This window comes from Psychrobacter pacificensis (genome assembly GCF_018336615.1).
Lineage (GTDB): Bacteria > Pseudomonadota > Gammaproteobacteria > Pseudomonadales > Moraxellaceae > Psychrobacter > Psychrobacter pacificensis.
Window position 1 is genome coordinate 1204411 of record NZ_CP048752.1, and the last position, 16282, is coordinate 1220692.

Consider the following 16282-nt stretch of genomic DNA (forward strand, 5'->3'; position numbering starts at 1 on the left):
TAAGGAAAGAGCAATGACAACCATAAATAAACAATGGCGACTAAAAACAAGACCAGTTGGCGCACCAAGTGCTGAAACTTGGGATTATACTGAGACAGAAATACCGACTATCACCGATGGTCAATTACTGATTAAAATTGATTATATCTCTATCGATCCTGCGATGCGTGGCTGGCTAAATGATGCCAAATCATATATCAAACCTGTCCAGATTGGGGACGTCATGCGTGCCGGTACGGTGGGCGAGGTGATTGAAAGTAAGCATGAGAAATTCGCCGTTGGGGATTATGTCGCAGGTCACGATGGTGTGCAGTCATACGCGGTCAGTGATGGCACAGGATTGCATAAAGTTGATCCAAATCTTGCACCGCTACCTTATTATTTAGGCGTACTTGGGATGCCGGGTATGACAGGGTATTTTGGTTTGCTCAAAACAGGTCAACCAAAAGCAGGCGAGACCGTTGTGGTATCAGGTGCTGCGGGTGCCGTTGGTAGTTTGGTCGGTCAGATTGCCAAAATCAAAGGCTGCCGCGTCGTTGGTATTGCAGGCGGTAGCGAGAAATGCAAATTCTTAGTTGATGAGCTTGGGTTTGATGCAACGATCGATTATAAAAACGAAAACGTCAAAAAAGCCTTGAAGCAAACTTGTCCAAATGGCGTCGATGTCTATTTTGATAACGTTGGCGGTGACATTTTAAACGACGTACTTACTCAAATAAACCTACATGCGCGTATCGTCATCTGCGGTGCGATCAGTCAATACAACAACACGGAAGCCGTCAAAGGCCCATCGAACTATTTATCACTACTGGTCAACCGCGCCCGTATGGAAGGCATTGTGGTGTTTGATAATATCAAAGAATATCCAATCGCGATGAAAGAGATTGCAGGCTGGATTCAGTCAGGCGACATCAAAGTAAAAGATCATATTGTTAAGGGGATTGAGACATTCCCTGATACGCTTATGATGCTCTTTAACGGTGAGAACTTCGGCAAACTGGTACTTAAAGTAGAGGAATAACTCATGACACTGAATACAAACGGAATTGCATCAGATGTAACGGGTAAGCGTATTTTGATCACAGGCGGCGCATCAGGCATTGGTGCGGCAAGCGCGCTGCTACTGGCCAGTCGCGGCGCAAAAGTCGTGATCGGTGATATGGCAGAAGAGATGGGTGAGTCTGTTGCCCAGCAAGGCCGAGATGCGGGCAACAGTATCGTCTTCAAAAAAGTAGACGTGACCAGTGGTGATGAAGTGCGTGCGTTGTTTGACTTTGCGGTAGAGACGCTAGGCGGTCTAGATGTGGTGGTCAATAACGCGGGTATCGACCATAAGCCTTCGCCCATGCATGAGCTGAGTGATGAGGACTTTGATCGCAATATCGCCGTCAATCTAAAAGGGGTCTGGCACTGCATGCGTGCCGCTGTCAATTGTATGATACCGAACGGCGGTGGTCATGTGATCAATGTGGCATCTATCGCTGGTCTGCGTTCTGCGCCCATGTTATCGGCTTACAGTGCCGCCAAACATGGCGTGATGGGTCTGACCAAGTCGGCAGCCCACGAGTACGCCCGCGCCAATATCCGTTTTAATGCAGTCTGTCCAAGCTTTATTGATACGCCAATGGTACGCAATACCATGGCAGCCATGAATGAACGCGCACAGCAAGCAACCGTCAAAGCCAGTCCGCTGCGCCGTTTAGGCGAGGTGGACGAGGTGTCTGCCGCGATTGCATGGTTAGCTAGCGACGAGAGCAGCTTTATGAATGGCCATGCCTTTACCTTGGATGGCGGCATGTTGGCATAATATTGAATTTTACGCTTACGTATATAGTGTTTAAAAATATAAGGAATAGTAATGAAGGATTTATTTGATTTAACCGGTAAAATTGCCCTAGTGACAGGTGCCAGTCGCGGTATTGGAGAGTCTATTGCCCGTCTGCTGGCCTCAAGAGGGGCACACGTGATTGTCTCTAGCCGCAAAATCGATGCTTGCCAAGCAGTAGCAAATAGCATAAAAGCTGACGGTCATAAAGCCAGTGCCTTTGCCTGTCATGTGGGAGACATGGAGCAAATTGATGCGGTTTTTGAGCATATTAAAAGTGAGTTTGGTCAAATTGATATCTTGGTCAATAACGCTGCAGCCAACCCGTATTATGGCCATATTTTAGATACTGACTTAGCCGCTTTTGATAAAACGGTTGAGGTCAACATTCGTGGTTACTTCTTTATGTCAACAGCCGCTGGCAAAATGATGAAAGAGCAAGGCGGCGGTGTTATATTGAATACGGCTTCGGTCAATGGACTGGTGGCAGGTGATAAGCAAGGCATTTACTCAATCACTAAAGCGGCAGTTATTAGCATGACCAAGGCCTTTGCCAAAGAATGTGGTCCACTTAATATCCGTGTGAATGCGTTATTACCAGGCCTGACGGATACCAAGTTTGCCTCGGCGCTAACGACCAATGATAAAGTCTTAAAAATGGCGCTACATTCGATCCCGCTAGGGCGAGTGGCAGAGCCTGATGAGATGGCAGGTACGGTGCTGTATCTCGTGTCGGATGCGTCAAGCTATACCACAGGCGCGACTATCGTTGTCGATGGTGGTATGCTGGCTTAATTAGCTAATCTATAAGACATAGGTTAGATAAGAAAGTAATTGTTTAAAACTGCATGAGATAAATTTTCATGCGGTTTTTTTGTTTTCATTTTTAATGAATTGCATAGCTACTCTTCCTACTTTGTCATTGAATAGACTATTAGTGCGAAGTAAAAATGGGCTATACCGTGGCATAATTAATTTAAATAACCAAAAGGAGTCAAATATGGACTCATTGACCAATCATAAAATAAATACTATTTCTCAAAATAAAACATGGCTATTTGTGCCAGCGACTCGCATCGATAGGATAGAAAAAGCCTTTGCTAGTGGCGCAGATGCCGTGATTGTGGATTTAGAAGATGCCGTTGCCAAACAAGACAAAGCGGCGGCTCGAGAGGCATTAAAAAACTACTACGATGAGCAAAATGCAAAGCAAACTTATCGGCCCATTTGGCTGCGTATCAATCAAGCAGGTAGCGAAGAGTTTTTCAAAGACATCGTGCTTTGTCAGAGAATGCCTAACTTGGCTGGTGTGTTATTGGCTAAGGCCGAGCGCGCCGAAGATATCGACAGCATACATCAGCTGACAGGTTTACCTGTAATCGCTTTGATAGAGAGTGCCATCGGGCTATACCAAATCGATAGCATGGCAAAAGCAGTAGGCTTGGCCGCTTTTAGCTATGGGTTTTTGGATCTGTGTAATGATCTACAAGTACAAGTAGGGACGCCATCAGCCGAGATAGTTGCCAATCAGATTCGCTATCAGCTTATTTTGACCTCAAAAGTACATCAGCTATCGCCGCCAATCGATACGATTTATCCTGATTTTAAAGATGAGTCAGGGTTAAGTAATCGAGTAAATTTGTGGTCAAAAATGGGTATGGCAGGGATGTTATGCATTCATCCTAAGCAAGTTGCCACTGTGCAGCAAGCCTTGCAGCCGATAGACAAAGCGCTTGCGTTTGCAACGCGGGTGATAGAAGAGTATGAGAAAAGCGGGCAAGCGGTGTTTAAAATAGATGGCGAGATGGTCGATGCGCCAGTGATTGCGCGCAGTCGTCAACTTTTGGAGAAGCAGCGGTTATTAGCAAAGTAGCAGGCAAAGCTATAATGCTTTATTATGAGCCATATCTATTTGTATATAAAAGCACACTATGATTTTTATCAATAACCAGATTAGCCTCAATGATAATGAGGTAGAGATTAGTGCCATACGCGCACAAGGCGCAGGCGGGCAGAATGTCAATAAAGTCTCCTCTGCCATCCATCTACGCTTTAATATACATACCTCAAGCCTGAGTGATGCGTACAAACAACGATTGCTAGATAGCAAAGACAGCCGTATCACCAAAGAGGGCGTACTTATCATTAAAGCACAGCAGTTTCGTACGCAAGAGCGCAATAAAATCGATGTGCTTGAACGGCTGCAAAGCTTTATCAATAAAGCCACGCATGTCAATAAAACCAGACGGCCCACCAAACCAAGTCGGAATGCCAAACGCAAACGCGTCGATCAAAAAACTCAGCGCGGCAAAATCAAAGCTTTACGCGGTAAAGTAGATTTCTAGAGAATTTGTGATACTAGCTTTTGTCATTGAGAGGTTTTGCGACACAACAGCTATACAGCAAAAGTCATCGTAGATTGTGGCGGTTTTTGAGTTTATAGTGGTATAGGCGAGAAATCATCACCTATACCGTTATGCTAGATTAAATAGTTATTTAGAATGCGCCATTAAGTCCAATAAATAGGCTGGTTGAGTCATCGTCATCACCTTGTGAATGTGTGACACCAGCATTAGCGTTTAATAGACCAAAGCTTCTAGACACTCCAAGTGTCATGGCAACGTTATCATCATCAGTTTCGACCATAGGTGTCTCAAAACTAATATTAGATAGCGTATTCAAACTTGCTGTTACCGCTTCGCGATTGTCACTCAGCTGCTTTTGATAATGAATATCACCAAATAAGTTGAGGTTCTCCATCAAGGTATGATTGGCTTTGAGACCAATCTTGCCGTATGTCGTAGAGTACTTCTGCTCATCGAACTGCATGGCAACGCCAGACATCTCTTTTTCTTTGAGTCCGTCAATTTTTACGCGGCTCGCTGTTGCACCGATATAAGGTGTGACGGCAATATTACTTACCTGCAATGGGTAGCCTGCCTGCAGGTTGGCATAATAACGTTTACCATCAGCATTTGACTTGAACTGTTGTTGGTTGCTACCAAGTGTGACAGCACGTGTGACATCGACATCCATGTTGCCAAATCCTGCAGCACCATTTATCTGTAAGCCGCCAAACTTGTTGCTATGATAGACACCAAAACCAACTTCTCCTAGATCAATATCACTTAAACCTGTGCCGACATCTGAGTTTTCAAAGTCTTTTTGGGTGATGTTACCGTATAAGCCTGTCACGGCATTGGCTGAATTAGGATGAGCAAAATCTACACCAAGCAATACTTGGGTATTATTATCACTATCAAACCCTGCAATGTCTTGATTGGCGACTTCACCAACAGCCCATAGTGTACGAGCAGGTTTTTGCTCACTGCTTTGGATTTGGTTGACGTGTGACTGTAAGCGCTCATTGGTTGCAAGTCCGGTTGTCGTTGCAATATGAGGCAGCACACCGATTAGGCTAGGGGCAGTGACAACAGCATTTGCATAGTCAGCAATCATTTGATGCGCCTGACCGGTCGGGTGAATGCCATCAGCGAAAAAGTAGGTTTCGTTGGCATCAGGTGTTTCTAGATTGCTTGACCCGCAAAATAGTGAGCTATCAGTAACCAAGTCTTCAGTACAGGCTGGCGTGGTCATATTAGTAAATCCATAAGCCGTAGGATTACTAGCGATTTGTTGTAATAAGCTAAAAGTGTCTAGCGGTATGATATTTGCCCCAGTATTTGCTGCAGCACTAAGCATAAATTGATTATATAGACTAGTAGCGCCAGTACTTTGCGCTTGTGCCACAGGCCCTTGATCAATAGCTCTAGGCGTCAGACCGATATCAGGAATATTAGGTACTAAAATGTAGTTTGCGCCATTGTCTTTCAGTGTATTAATCGTTTCGGCCTGACTCGCTACTGCGCCAAGTATCGTAGCTTGGGCATTAGCAGGATCTTCAGCCGCCGCAAGCAAATCATTTGCACCTGCCCACACGACATAAAGTCCATTGGGATCTACTTGATTATTATCAATATAATTATTAACTTGGCTATTGGCAGAGGCCACCGGAATACCAAAAGCAGTGACATCTACGCCTGCTCTTGCACCACCAATTGCATAATTATTACCTGTCTGACTACCATCATAAGTATTGGCGACAGCAGTAGTACCTAGTTGTTCAGCGAATGACGTTGCCCATGTATTATCAGGGTTGGTAGTAAATTGACCTGACTCTTCAAGCCCAAACGCACCTTGAGTGAGGGGGCTAAAATATCCGCCATCCGTTAAACTGTCGCCAAAAAAGGTGACACTGTCATAAGCATTTGCGTGATAAATACCAGCGATAGATAGGCTGATGGCAAGCATGCTTTTGTTAAAATTTTTGAGAGTAGTATGACCAACTATGGAGCGAGCGGTATTACGGGGCATAGCGACATCCTTGTCATTAATGTAATAGATTGTCAATGGAGTGTAACTATTTTTTAGAAGGCTAGCAATCATTTTGATTACAACATCAAAAGAATATTGTCTTATTTTTACAACTTTTGTATAGTCAATCAATATTAAAAGTGGTACAAGGCAGACGATTGCAAGTACCACAGTAGTAGGCTAAACGAGTCTAACGCTGTAACACTTCAATAGTGGTTCGACTATATCCTTAGAAGAAATCTAGCAAGCCTTGCAAGGCTGTACTATTACCTAACCATTTTATTACATACATCACTACTTTTAATCCTTCACAAAGCATCGGTATCAATAGATAGATTACACTTAGCCAAGTCGCCGACTCAACTCAGGGAAGCGTTTTATCATAAATAACATTAGGAGCAGAGCGATACTCGCAATAGCCGCGCCGACATAACCCACGCTTGATATCGAGATATGCGTCACTGCATAGCCACCAAACAAAGCGCCTGTTCCAATACCTAAATTGATAATACCTGAGAACATCGCCATCAGCATGTCTTGTGCATTGACATCGACCATGATGACTTTTGCCTGCATTGAGATAATCAGTAGCATGAGTGCCGCGCCCCATAGCAGTGCACTAACACTAAGCGCCCATACCGAGGTCACGACAAACAGCAATGTCAGCATAGAGACAAGTATTAATATCGTAGATACCAGCATCAATTGGGTGTTATATCTATCACCCCAACGACTGAATATCACACTGCCCACAATGCCTGCTGCCCCAAACAGTAGTAGCACAAAAGTAGCTGCGTTTTCGCTGATATTACCGACCTGACGCATAAAGGGTTCTATGTAAGAGTAGGCCGTATAGTGTGCGGTAAAGACGAGCAAGATAAGCAAATATAGACAGACTAGTAAGGGGTTCTTGAGTAGTTCTGGAATCTTTCTAAAAGATCCCTCAAACATACTTGGTAAGGTAGGTAATAGTTTCGCTTGCAAAATAAAGACGACAAGCGCAATGACACCAATGCCGCCAAATGTCGCGCGCCAACCAAACCATTGACCAACCAACCGTCCCAACGGCACACCGAGTACCATTGCAAGCGACGTCCCAGTTGCGAGCACACTCAGCGCCATGGCTTTCTTGCCTTCGGGTGCCACACGTATGGCGATTGCTGCTGTAATGGACCAAAATATCGCATGCGACAGCGCAATCCCAACTCGGCTAATGAGCAGTACATCAAAGCTCCATGCAAATACAGATAGCATATGACTGGCAATAAAGACGGCAAACAGTCCTAAGAGTAACCGTTTGCGCTCAAATCGACTGGTCAATAGCATCAGCGGCAATGACATCGCTGCCACAATCCAAGCATAGAGCGTCAACATCCAGCCCGTTTCTGCTGTGGTAATAGAGAAATCTTGGGCGATATCGCTCAATAGCGCCACAGGGACAAATTCTGTGGTGTTCATAATAAAGGCACTAACGCCCATCAAAAATACTTGAAAATACTGAGTTCGGCGAGCGTTCGCGCTCGCCTCAAGGTTATGTGTCATAAAATCCAATACAAAGCAGGTGCTAGGGCGTGTCCCTAATTCAAACGTTTATCACTAAATGGGCTAAAAATGGCTAAATCTTTGACAAACGGCGTCAAATAGCTAGTCAATATCTCGATATTAGCCAGCTACTTTCCTTGTTTGTCTGCGATTTATATTATCTTTATCACCATTTTTAAAATAGGGACACGCCCTAATACAGCGGGTGACAAGTCAAGGTGGGGCAGGTATTCTTGGAATACAAGCGTCGCGAGGCAAGATAGCAAGCCAAAGTCGATTGTAAAAGATGTTTTTTGATAAGGATTGTTAACCTAAAGCTCAGCATGAAAGGCCTAGGAAAAGAGAGTTAATAAAAAATACGCAATAGATATAGGAAAATAAAACTTCTATATTAGGTTTTTTTAATTTAAAAACCTAACCATTTACTATTGCAAAATAAGTAAACATATCGGTATTTATTTTCTGCTATCTGTTGTGCTATCATCATTGAACGATCTATCGTGGGTTTAACAGTTTTGTTATCGCCGTCCGTGACAACCGTTTCATGGCAGCGTGATAAACCTTGCAACTTCCAGCACGATATAAAATAACCTTGGTAAAGCGCATGAGCCTGTACTCCGACAACCTCATTTGTGCCTGATTTTTTGCCTATTTGGGCGTATATCAACCTTTTTCGTCGGAGTTATAGGAGTCTAAGGTGTTCAATATCATGAGCCACATTGCCAACCAATCTCAATATACCCGTCGTTATCACCCACGCCATCTCTTAGCACAATATGCGATCAATCAGATAGCCACACTTGAGCTACGTTCGCAAGATATTGTCAGCGCCATGGGTTATCCTATCAAGCATACCATTCCTGCCTGTGACCGCCTGCGCCATGTACTGTCGCATAGGTATCTTGGACTTGATAGCAGCTATATGGACAAATACTTTACCGCTGATGAGTTTTTGGCAAAGCTATTTGTCGTGCTTGAGATACCGTATCAACCATTCGCAGAAGATATTGCTCAGATTAAAAATGACTTGACGAACCACTCCACTACGCTACCTAGATATAGCTTACGAGCGGAAGTGGATTTTACCTTTACGAGTGTCGATAATTGGGTGTCTCGTGGTAATGCTGCACGTTTGGCTCACATACGTCTCCCAGATGGATTTGCCAAATTAGACGATGCTCAACGTAAATCAGTGATTCAAGACAGCATCTGCGAGCATTATCAGCAGTATGAGGGCAGTTTGCCATACGAGGGTGTTATCAAAGGTTATCAACTGACGATTGAACAAAACAACCATGTGGTTGATCATGCAGATTATGGCTTACCAAAATCCAGCAGTATCTAAAATGCTGTGAGTATATGAAGAGTATAATAATCTAAGCTCATCGACTAAGAAGCCTTAGGGCGTGTTGAACATTCGACCATGGCACTGACAGCGACTATTTTTTAGGCGATTCGATGTTAAAAATAATAAGTTTAGTCATTCTAAGCGCTTATTTCTAACGATGAAGCGGCAAAAAAGCGTCCTGTCCCCTGCTTTTATCGTTGGGGCTGATGCTAAAATTGCCCCATACTGCGTTATAAATCTCGCTAAGGCATCTGCATTATCGTCGCTTTGTGCCTTGTCTGGAACAATTTTAGCGATCAGCAGTGCCTATTTGCGAATGTTCAACACGCCCTAGTATAAATTAGAAGACTCAGTATAAAAAAGCCTCACTTTATCGTGGGGCTTTTTGGTTCTTTGCATTAAATTTTTTGTTTAATGCTTCAGGTTTAGAGATGGCGCGCCACAAAATCACAAATAGCGCATCAAACTCTGCATTTAATGGCGTCTCTGTTTGGCGAATGGTATGCATTAAGCCAAGTCGACTAATAAATCCCATAAACACATCGAAGAGTATGTGCAGTGGGACAGTGTCATTGAGCACCCCACGATTTTGACCATCTTCTAATACCGCCAAAAACGCGCCAATTAACTCTTTGTTTTCATAGATTGCGATATTACGTATACGCGAGACCGACACAGAAGACAGCACCATCACCGCATCTGGATGCGAGTCTACAAAATCAAAGCAGACCCACAGCGTCTTACGTAGACGATCTTGTACGCTATCAATCCCTTGCAGATGATCCATGATGCGAGCGGCTAATCTGCCGAGCACAATATCCATAATGGTATAAAACAGCGTTTGCTTGTCCCCGAAGTACTTGTAGAGCGTTTGCAAGGAAACATTTGCAGACTTTGCAATCTGCGCCATCGTCACCTCATTAGCATCAAATCCTGCAAAGACTTTACGAACGGCTTGCTCAATTTTATCCAAAGTTGCGGGCCGCATATCGGATAGGGGTGCTAGCGATCGCGTTTGCGTGGGGCTATCTGACTGATTAAAGGTTTTCATATTTATCGCTTCTTAAAGTATGGGCTATTTAATATGTCCTACCAATTGAATAAATTGCTGACTAATTCTCATCATTAAATTAATGAGTAATTTGAATTACCATTTTTATTTAATGGATTGCGAAGTGGTTTTTCATAGCCTAGTATAAGACTCGTATATTAATAAATACAAAGAATTTATGGCATATCTATAACGGTAATATATATTACCATAATTTAAAAAATGACTTGCATATAGCTGTTATTTATACAATATTGTCAAGGATAGACATCATGAGTATTGAAAAATTTACCCCAAACTGGATGACCGAAGAGCATGAGATGGTGTACGACAGTGCCTTAAAAATGTTTCAATCTTGGGAGCCAAAGGATGAGCAGTGGCGCAAAAATGGCATGATCGATCGTGCTGCGTGGGAAGAGGCAGGCGAGATGGGGTTTTTGTGTGCGGCAATACCAAGCGAGTATGGCGGCGGCGGCGGGGATTTCGGTCATGAAGCCGCGCTCATCTACGCACAGACTGAGGCCAATCAGTCAGGATTTGGCGGTATGGTGCATTCAGGTATTGTCGCGCCTTATATTTTAGCCCATGGTACTGAAGCACAAAAACAAGCGTGGCTACCAAAAATGGCAACGGGCGAATATATTGGCGCTATCGCCATGACTGAGCCTGGCACTGGCTCCGACCTACAAAACATCAAAACCTATGCAGTAAAAGACGGTGATGATTACATTATCAATGGTTCTAAGACTTTTATCACCAATGGTCAGCATGCCAATCTTATCTTATTAGCATGCAAAACAGACCGTGAAAAAGGCGCGCAAGGTGTCTCACTTATCATCGTAGAAACGGACAACGTAGAAGGGTTTGAACGTGGGCGCAATCTCGATAAGATTGGCCTGACCTCTCAAGACACCTCAGAGCTTTTCTTTAGCAATGTCCGTGTACCGCAAACCAACCTGTTGGGTACGGTAGAAGGTATGGGCTTTATACAGATGATGCAAGAGCTGCCACGTGAGCGCCTCATCATTGCGCTATCAGGGGTCGGTTCGATGAAGCTGGCTATCAATCTAACACTAGATTATGTAAAGGGCCGTGAAGCCTTTGGCAAACCTATTTGGAAATTTCAAAATACCCGCTTCAAGATGGCTGAATGCTATGCCGATTATCTCGCTGCCAGTACCATGTGTGATGCGGCAGTCGATGCGATGTTAGATGGCAAACTGTCTGTACCGCATGCTTCATTGATCAAATACTGGGTCACCGAAAAACAGTGCGAAGTCATCGATGAATGCGTGCAGCTGTTTGGTGGCTATGGCTATATGACCGAGTATCCTATCGCCCGTTTATATGCTGATGCGCGCGTGCAAAAAATCTATGGCGGCACCAATGAGATTATGAAAGAGCTGGCTTCACGCTTTATGTAAACGCTTATATTATAAAACTACGATAGTTATTGTTTATTTAAAAAATAAAAAAAGGATTTTTTATGACTGAGACTGCTTACATTTATGATGCTATCCGCACGCCACGCGGCAAAGGAAAAAAGGACGGCTCTTTGTATCAGGCGTCACCAATCTGGCTGACACGTACCTTATTAAAGGAGATGGAGCAGCGTCACAACTTGGATACCAGTTTGGTCGATGATGTGGTGCTTGGCTGCGTGACCCCAGTGGGCGAGCAAGGCTCTGATATTGCGCGTATCGCCGTCATTGATGCTGGTTGGGCACAAAGTGTGGCAGGTCTTACCTTGTCTCGGTTTTGTGCCTCTGGTCTGGAGTCTATTAATCTTGCGGCTGCCAAAGTCATGTCAGGTATGGAAGACATGGTGGTGGCGGGCGGTGTGGAGTCTATGAGCCGTGTGCCGATGGGCTCTGATGGCGGTGCTTGGTACATGGATCCGCGCGTGAATGAAGCGACGCATTTCGTGCCGCAAGGGGTGGGCGCGGATACCATTGCAACGCTCAAAGGCTTTAGCCGTAGCGATGTCGATGCTTTTGCCACCGAATCACATCGCCGCGCAGCAAAGGCTTGGGAGAACGGCTATTACGACAAATCTGTTGTCCCTGTCACCGATATCAATGGCATGATGCTATTGGATAAAGACGAAACCATCCGTCCTAATACCAATGTCGAAACCTTGGCGGGTCTTAAACCTTCTTTTATTATGCCGGGAAAAATGGGCTTTGATAGTGTGATATTAGACCGATACACCACGATTGAAACCGTGAGTCATGTGCATCATGCGGGTAATTCTTCTGGCATCGTTGATGGGGCGGCGATTTGTTTGGTCGGTAGCGCGGCGGCTGGGCAAAAAGCAGGACTAAAACCACGCGCCAAAATCACAATGGCCTCAGTCATTGGTTCAGAGCCTGCCATTATGCTGACAGGTCCAACGCCAGCTTGCCAAAAAGCCCTCGATAAAGCGGGCATGCAAGCCTCTGACATAGACCTTTGGGAGATTAATGAAGCATTCGCTGCTGTGCCGATGAATACCGCTGATGATTTTGGAATCTCGCTTGATATTGTCAACGTCAATGGTGGTGCAATCGCTATGGGTCATCCGCTTGGGGCAACGGGCGCGATGCTAATGACGACAGTCCTTGATGAGTTGGAACGCCGCGACTTACAGACTGCTATGATTACGCTATGTGTGGGCGGTGGTATGGGAATTGCCACTATTATCGAGCGTGTTTAACCTTTCTCTAAAATAGACTGAAAACCAATTAGACTAAAACGCAATATACAAAGAATCATTTAAGGGATAAAAATGATGACAAATAACCAAACAGTAGATAGCGTAATAGCCATTAACGCATTAGATAACTTCTCGGTCCAGCATGATGACGAGGGTGTCGTCACCGTTACGATTGACCAAAGCAAACGCAAAATGAATGTCATTGGTGATGGCTTTACGGAGGCATTCGCCACGATAGTTGATAGTTTTATCAATGATGACGCCGCCACAGGCTTAATTCTCACATCGGCCAAAGACACCTTTGTGGTTGGCGCAGATATTGATCAATTGAACCAGATAGAGACAGCGGAGCAAGCATTTACATTGACCGAGGAATTAAAAGGGAGTTTGCGTACGCTTGAGACCTCAGGTAAACCCGTCGTCGCTGCTATGACAGGAACCGCATTAGGCGGTGGTTTAGAGTTGGCACTTGCCTGTCATTATCGTATTGCCATTGACACGCCTAAGACCAAGCTTGGTTTGCCTGAGGTGAAACTGGGCTTGTTACCTGGCGGCGGCGGTACTCAGCGCTTACCAAGGTTGGTCGGTATTCAAGTAGCACTGGAGCTGATGACGCAAGGCAAAGAATTGCGACCAGCAGCGGCAAAAGATATTGGACTTATTGATGCAATAGCCACTGATCGAGCAGATATGCTGAAGCAAGCAAAAAACTGGATTCAAAACAATCCAAGCGCTCAGCAGCCATGGGATGAGAAGGGTTTTAAAATTCCTGGCGGCGATAGTAAGCATCCTAGCGTTGTACCGATATTCTCTATCGCCCCAGCCATGGCCAATCAAAAATCTCACGGCAACTATCCAGCGATTACTCATATTATGTCTTGTGTGTTTGAAGGATGCCTAGTGGATATCGATACAGGGCTTGAGATCGAGTCGCGTTATTTTGCCGCTTGCGTACTGTCAACTGAATCTAAAAACATGATTAACACTTTATGGACGCAGCTGAATAGCATCAAAAAAGGTCAGTCTCGACCTCAAGGGTTTGAGCAGACCCAAACCAAAAAAGTCGGTATCTTGGGGGCTGGCATGATGGGCGCTGGCATCGCCTATGTCACTGCCAAAGCAGGTATAGATGTCGTGTTATTGGACACGGAAATTGCCCATGCAGAAAAAGGCAAAGCGTACTCTGCTAATATTTTGGATAAAGCCATCAGCCGAAAGCGCGCTACCGAAGAGAAAAAACAAGCTCTCCTAAAACGTATCACGCCAACCGTCTCTTACGATGATTTAGCTGATTGTGATCTCATCATCGAAGCGGTGTTCGAAAATCGAGAAATCAAAGCTAAATGTACCCAGCAGAGTGAAGCAGTGATTTCAAACACGGCTATTTATGCGTCTAATACCTCAACATTACCGATTACTGGGCTAGCAAAAGCCAGTACACGACCAAACCAGTTTATCGGTCTGCATTTTTTCTCGCCAGTAGATAAGATGCCGCTCGTTGAGATTATCGTAGGCGCGCAAACTGATGATGAAACGTTGGCCAAAGCCTTTGATTATGTTGTGCAAATAGGCAAAACGCCTATCGTCGTCAATGACAGTCACGGCTTTTATACCTCGCGGGTATTTGGCACCTATGTATCAGAGGGTATCGCAATGCTAGGAGAGGGTGTGCATCCGCGTAGCATCGAAGTTGCCGGACTAAAAACAGGTATGCCGATGCCGCCCTTAGCATTACAAGATGAAGTGTCGTTAAGCCTAGCATTACATGTCAGCGAGCAACAGCAGGTAGATATGGCAGCCGAAGGCAAGTCCGTTGCTGTGCGCCCTTCTTACGAGATACTAAAGACGCTGGTCAATGAGCATGGGCGCGAGGGCAAGAAAAATGGCAAAGGGTTTTATGATTATCCAGAAGACGGTGATAAGCATCTATGGCCTGAGTTGATAAACTTATATCCGCCAAAGTCAGAGCAACCGTCGCAGCAAGATTTGGTGGATCGTTTGATGTTTATTCAAGCCAATGAATCTGCCAAATGCTATGAGGAAAACGTCGTGCGCTCAGTTGCCGACACCAATATAGGGTCTATCTTTGGCTGGGGGTTTGCACCGCAGCACGGGGGCACGCTACAGTTTATCAATGCAATGGGCGTCAATGAATTCATCAAACGTAGTTGCGAGCTTGCGGCAACATACGGTGAACGGTTTGAGCCTGCTCAGATTTTGCTAGACATGGCAGCCAAAGGCGAGGCGTTCTCCGATGACTGATACGCATTTATCAAATCATGATCAAATGGCAGATTGTCTACAAGGGTTACGAGTGATCGATCTGACTCGTAACCTACCTGGGCCATTTGCCACGCGCCTGCTTGCGGACTTGGGCGCGGACGTCCTTAAAATCGAACCCAAACAAGGTGATCCTGCTCGGGTGTTTGGTGAGCTATTCTCAGCTTTGAACCACGGTAAGACGACTGAAAAGCATGATTTTCATGATCCCGAAGCGATTGCAACTATAAAGGCTCACCTTAAGGAAGCTGATGTGATGTTGGACAGCTTTCGCCCAGGTGTCTTGGCAGAAATGGGACTAGATACTAAGACCTTGCATGTCATCAACCCAAAGCTGGTAATGGTATCTATTACTGGTTATGGTATCGCAGGCAGTTACGCAAAAGAAGGTGTCTACTTAGAAAGTGCTGAGCCAAAAAATAGCTCTCAAATAAATCATAATTGGTCTGATAAGGCCGGTCATGATATTAATTTTATGGCTATGAGTGGTGTGCTTGATCAGTTAAAAACAGCTCAGGGTGAGCAGGCTATGCCCAATGTCCAGTTTGCGGACTTGGCAGGTGGTAGTGATACAGCAGTGATAGCACTGTTGGCTGCTGTATTTGCCGCGCAGCGTACCGGAAAAGGACGACATATTGCGATTAGCATGACGCACAGTTTGTACAATCATATGGTCATGCCAAAGGTGACGGGTAAGCTAATCAGTCGTTTTTCAGGTGACAATTCAAATAGTGCTTCAAATAATACTTCAAGTACAGCTCCCATGCCACAGCATGACTTTTTAGGCGGTGCATTACCATGTTATCGACTGTACCAAACCGCTGACCAGCGACATATGGCGGTTGGTTCGTTAGAGTTGAAATTTTGGCAAGGTCTATGTGAGGTATTGGAGTTGCCAGCGCTTAAAGACGTACATTGGCAGCTTGGCATCATGCCCAATAGGCCTGAGAGTCAAACAGCGACTAAAACAATGGCGGAAAAATTCGCCAGTCAAACGCTTAAGCATTGGCAAGGCATATTTGCGGCAACGGATGTCTGTGTGACCCCCGTGCTGAATTTACAGGAAGCCAAGGCTCACCCTTTGTTTGCGCATCAAGATGAATATCAGACAACCTCAGGATGGCAGCAAATTAGCTAGTCACTGGTATGGAGATACCTTTTTAATCT

At 44.9% G+C, this 16282-nt stretch carries 13 protein-coding genes; 10 read left to right on the forward strand and 3 right to left on the reverse strand.

Features of this window, described 5'->3' with window-relative positions; genetic code table 11:
• Window positions 1-13 precede the first annotated feature (13 nt).
• The 5 genes from GYK50_RS05215 (at window position 14) to arfB (ending at window position 4170) form a co-directional block, all read left to right on the forward strand.
• Entirely contained in the window at window positions 14-1021 is a 1008-nt protein-coding gene (locus tag GYK50_RS05215; protein WP_212564383.1) for an NADP-dependent oxidoreductase, read from the forward strand.
• A gap of 3 nt (window positions 1022-1024) precedes the next feature.
• The gene (locus tag GYK50_RS05220) at window positions 1025-1807 is read left to right on the forward strand and encodes an SDR family NAD(P)-dependent oxidoreductase (protein ID WP_093068272.1); all 783 of its coding nucleotides are present in this window, start codon (window positions 1025-1027) and stop codon (window positions 1805-1807) included.
• Between the two features lie 51 nt (window positions 1808-1858).
• Complete coding sequence (locus tag GYK50_RS05225) at window positions 1859-2620, forward strand: SDR family oxidoreductase (RefSeq protein WP_212564384.1); 762 nt, start codon at window positions 1859-1861, stop codon at window positions 2618-2620.
• A gap of 205 nt (window positions 2621-2825) precedes the next feature.
• Window positions 2826-3698 (forward strand): HpcH/HpaI aldolase/citrate lyase family protein, encoded by an 873-nt coding sequence (locus GYK50_RS05230; protein ID WP_212564385.1) that lies wholly within the window; start codon window positions 2826-2828, stop codon window positions 3696-3698.
• 58 nt (window positions 3699-3756) lie between these two features.
• Window positions 3757-4170 (forward strand): alternative ribosome rescue aminoacyl-tRNA hydrolase ArfB, encoded by a 414-nt coding sequence (arfB, locus tag GYK50_RS05235; protein ID WP_212564386.1) that lies wholly within the window; start codon window positions 3757-3759, stop codon window positions 4168-4170.
• A gap of 151 nt (window positions 4171-4321) precedes the next feature.
• Here arfB and GYK50_RS05240 read toward each other — a convergent pair whose 3' ends face one another.
• Window positions 4322-6199 carry an autotransporter domain-containing protein gene (locus GYK50_RS05240; protein ID WP_212564387.1) on the reverse strand — a complete coding sequence of 626 codons (1878 nt, stop codon included), beginning with the start codon at window positions 6197-6199 and terminating at the stop codon, window positions 4322-4324.
• 342 nt (window positions 6200-6541) lie between these two features.
• Complete coding sequence (locus GYK50_RS05245; RefSeq protein ID WP_212564388.1) at window positions 6542-7741, reverse strand: sugar transporter; 1200 nt, start codon at window positions 7739-7741, stop codon at window positions 6542-6544.
• A 709-nt stretch (window positions 7742-8450) separates the two neighbouring features.
• On the opposite strand from GYK50_RS05245, the gene GYK50_RS05250 reads away from it, so the two are divergent.
• Window positions 8451-9086 carry a hypothetical protein gene (locus GYK50_RS05250; RefSeq protein ID WP_212564389.1) on the forward strand — a complete coding sequence of 212 codons (636 nt, stop codon included), beginning with the start codon at window positions 8451-8453 and terminating at the stop codon, window positions 9084-9086.
• Between the two features lie 373 nt (window positions 9087-9459).
• Here the strand turns inward: GYK50_RS05250 and GYK50_RS05255 are convergent, their stop codons facing one another.
• Complete coding sequence (locus tag GYK50_RS05255; RefSeq protein WP_212564390.1) at window positions 9460-10140, reverse strand: TetR/AcrR family transcriptional regulator; 681 nt, start codon at window positions 10138-10140, stop codon at window positions 9460-9462.
• A gap of 272 nt (window positions 10141-10412) precedes the next feature.
• Here GYK50_RS05255 and GYK50_RS05260 point away from each other — a divergent pair, with 272 nt between their 5' ends.
• The 4 genes from GYK50_RS05260 (at window position 10413) to GYK50_RS05275 (ending at window position 16253) form a co-directional block, all read left to right on the forward strand.
• On the forward strand, window positions 10413-11564 hold the full coding sequence (locus tag GYK50_RS05260; RefSeq protein WP_212564391.1) for an acyl-CoA dehydrogenase family protein: 1152 nt from the start codon (window positions 10413-10415) through the stop codon (window positions 11562-11564).
• Between the two features lie 62 nt (window positions 11565-11626).
• A complete protein-coding gene (locus tag GYK50_RS05265) occupies window positions 11627-12835 on the forward strand; it encodes an acetyl-CoA C-acetyltransferase (RefSeq protein ID WP_212564392.1) in 1209 nt (402 codons plus the stop codon).
• A 72-nt stretch (window positions 12836-12907) separates the two neighbouring features.
• A complete protein-coding gene (locus tag GYK50_RS05270; RefSeq protein WP_340050319.1) occupies window positions 12908-15097 on the forward strand; it encodes a 3-hydroxyacyl-CoA dehydrogenase NAD-binding domain-containing protein in 2190 nt (729 codons plus the stop codon).
• Entirely contained in the window at window positions 15090-16253 is a 1164-nt protein-coding gene (locus GYK50_RS05275; protein ID WP_212564393.1) for a CaiB/BaiF CoA transferase family protein, read from the forward strand. The genes GYK50_RS05270 and GYK50_RS05275 overlap by 8 nt, the downstream gene beginning before the upstream one ends.
• Window positions 16254-16282: the final 29 nt, after the last annotated feature.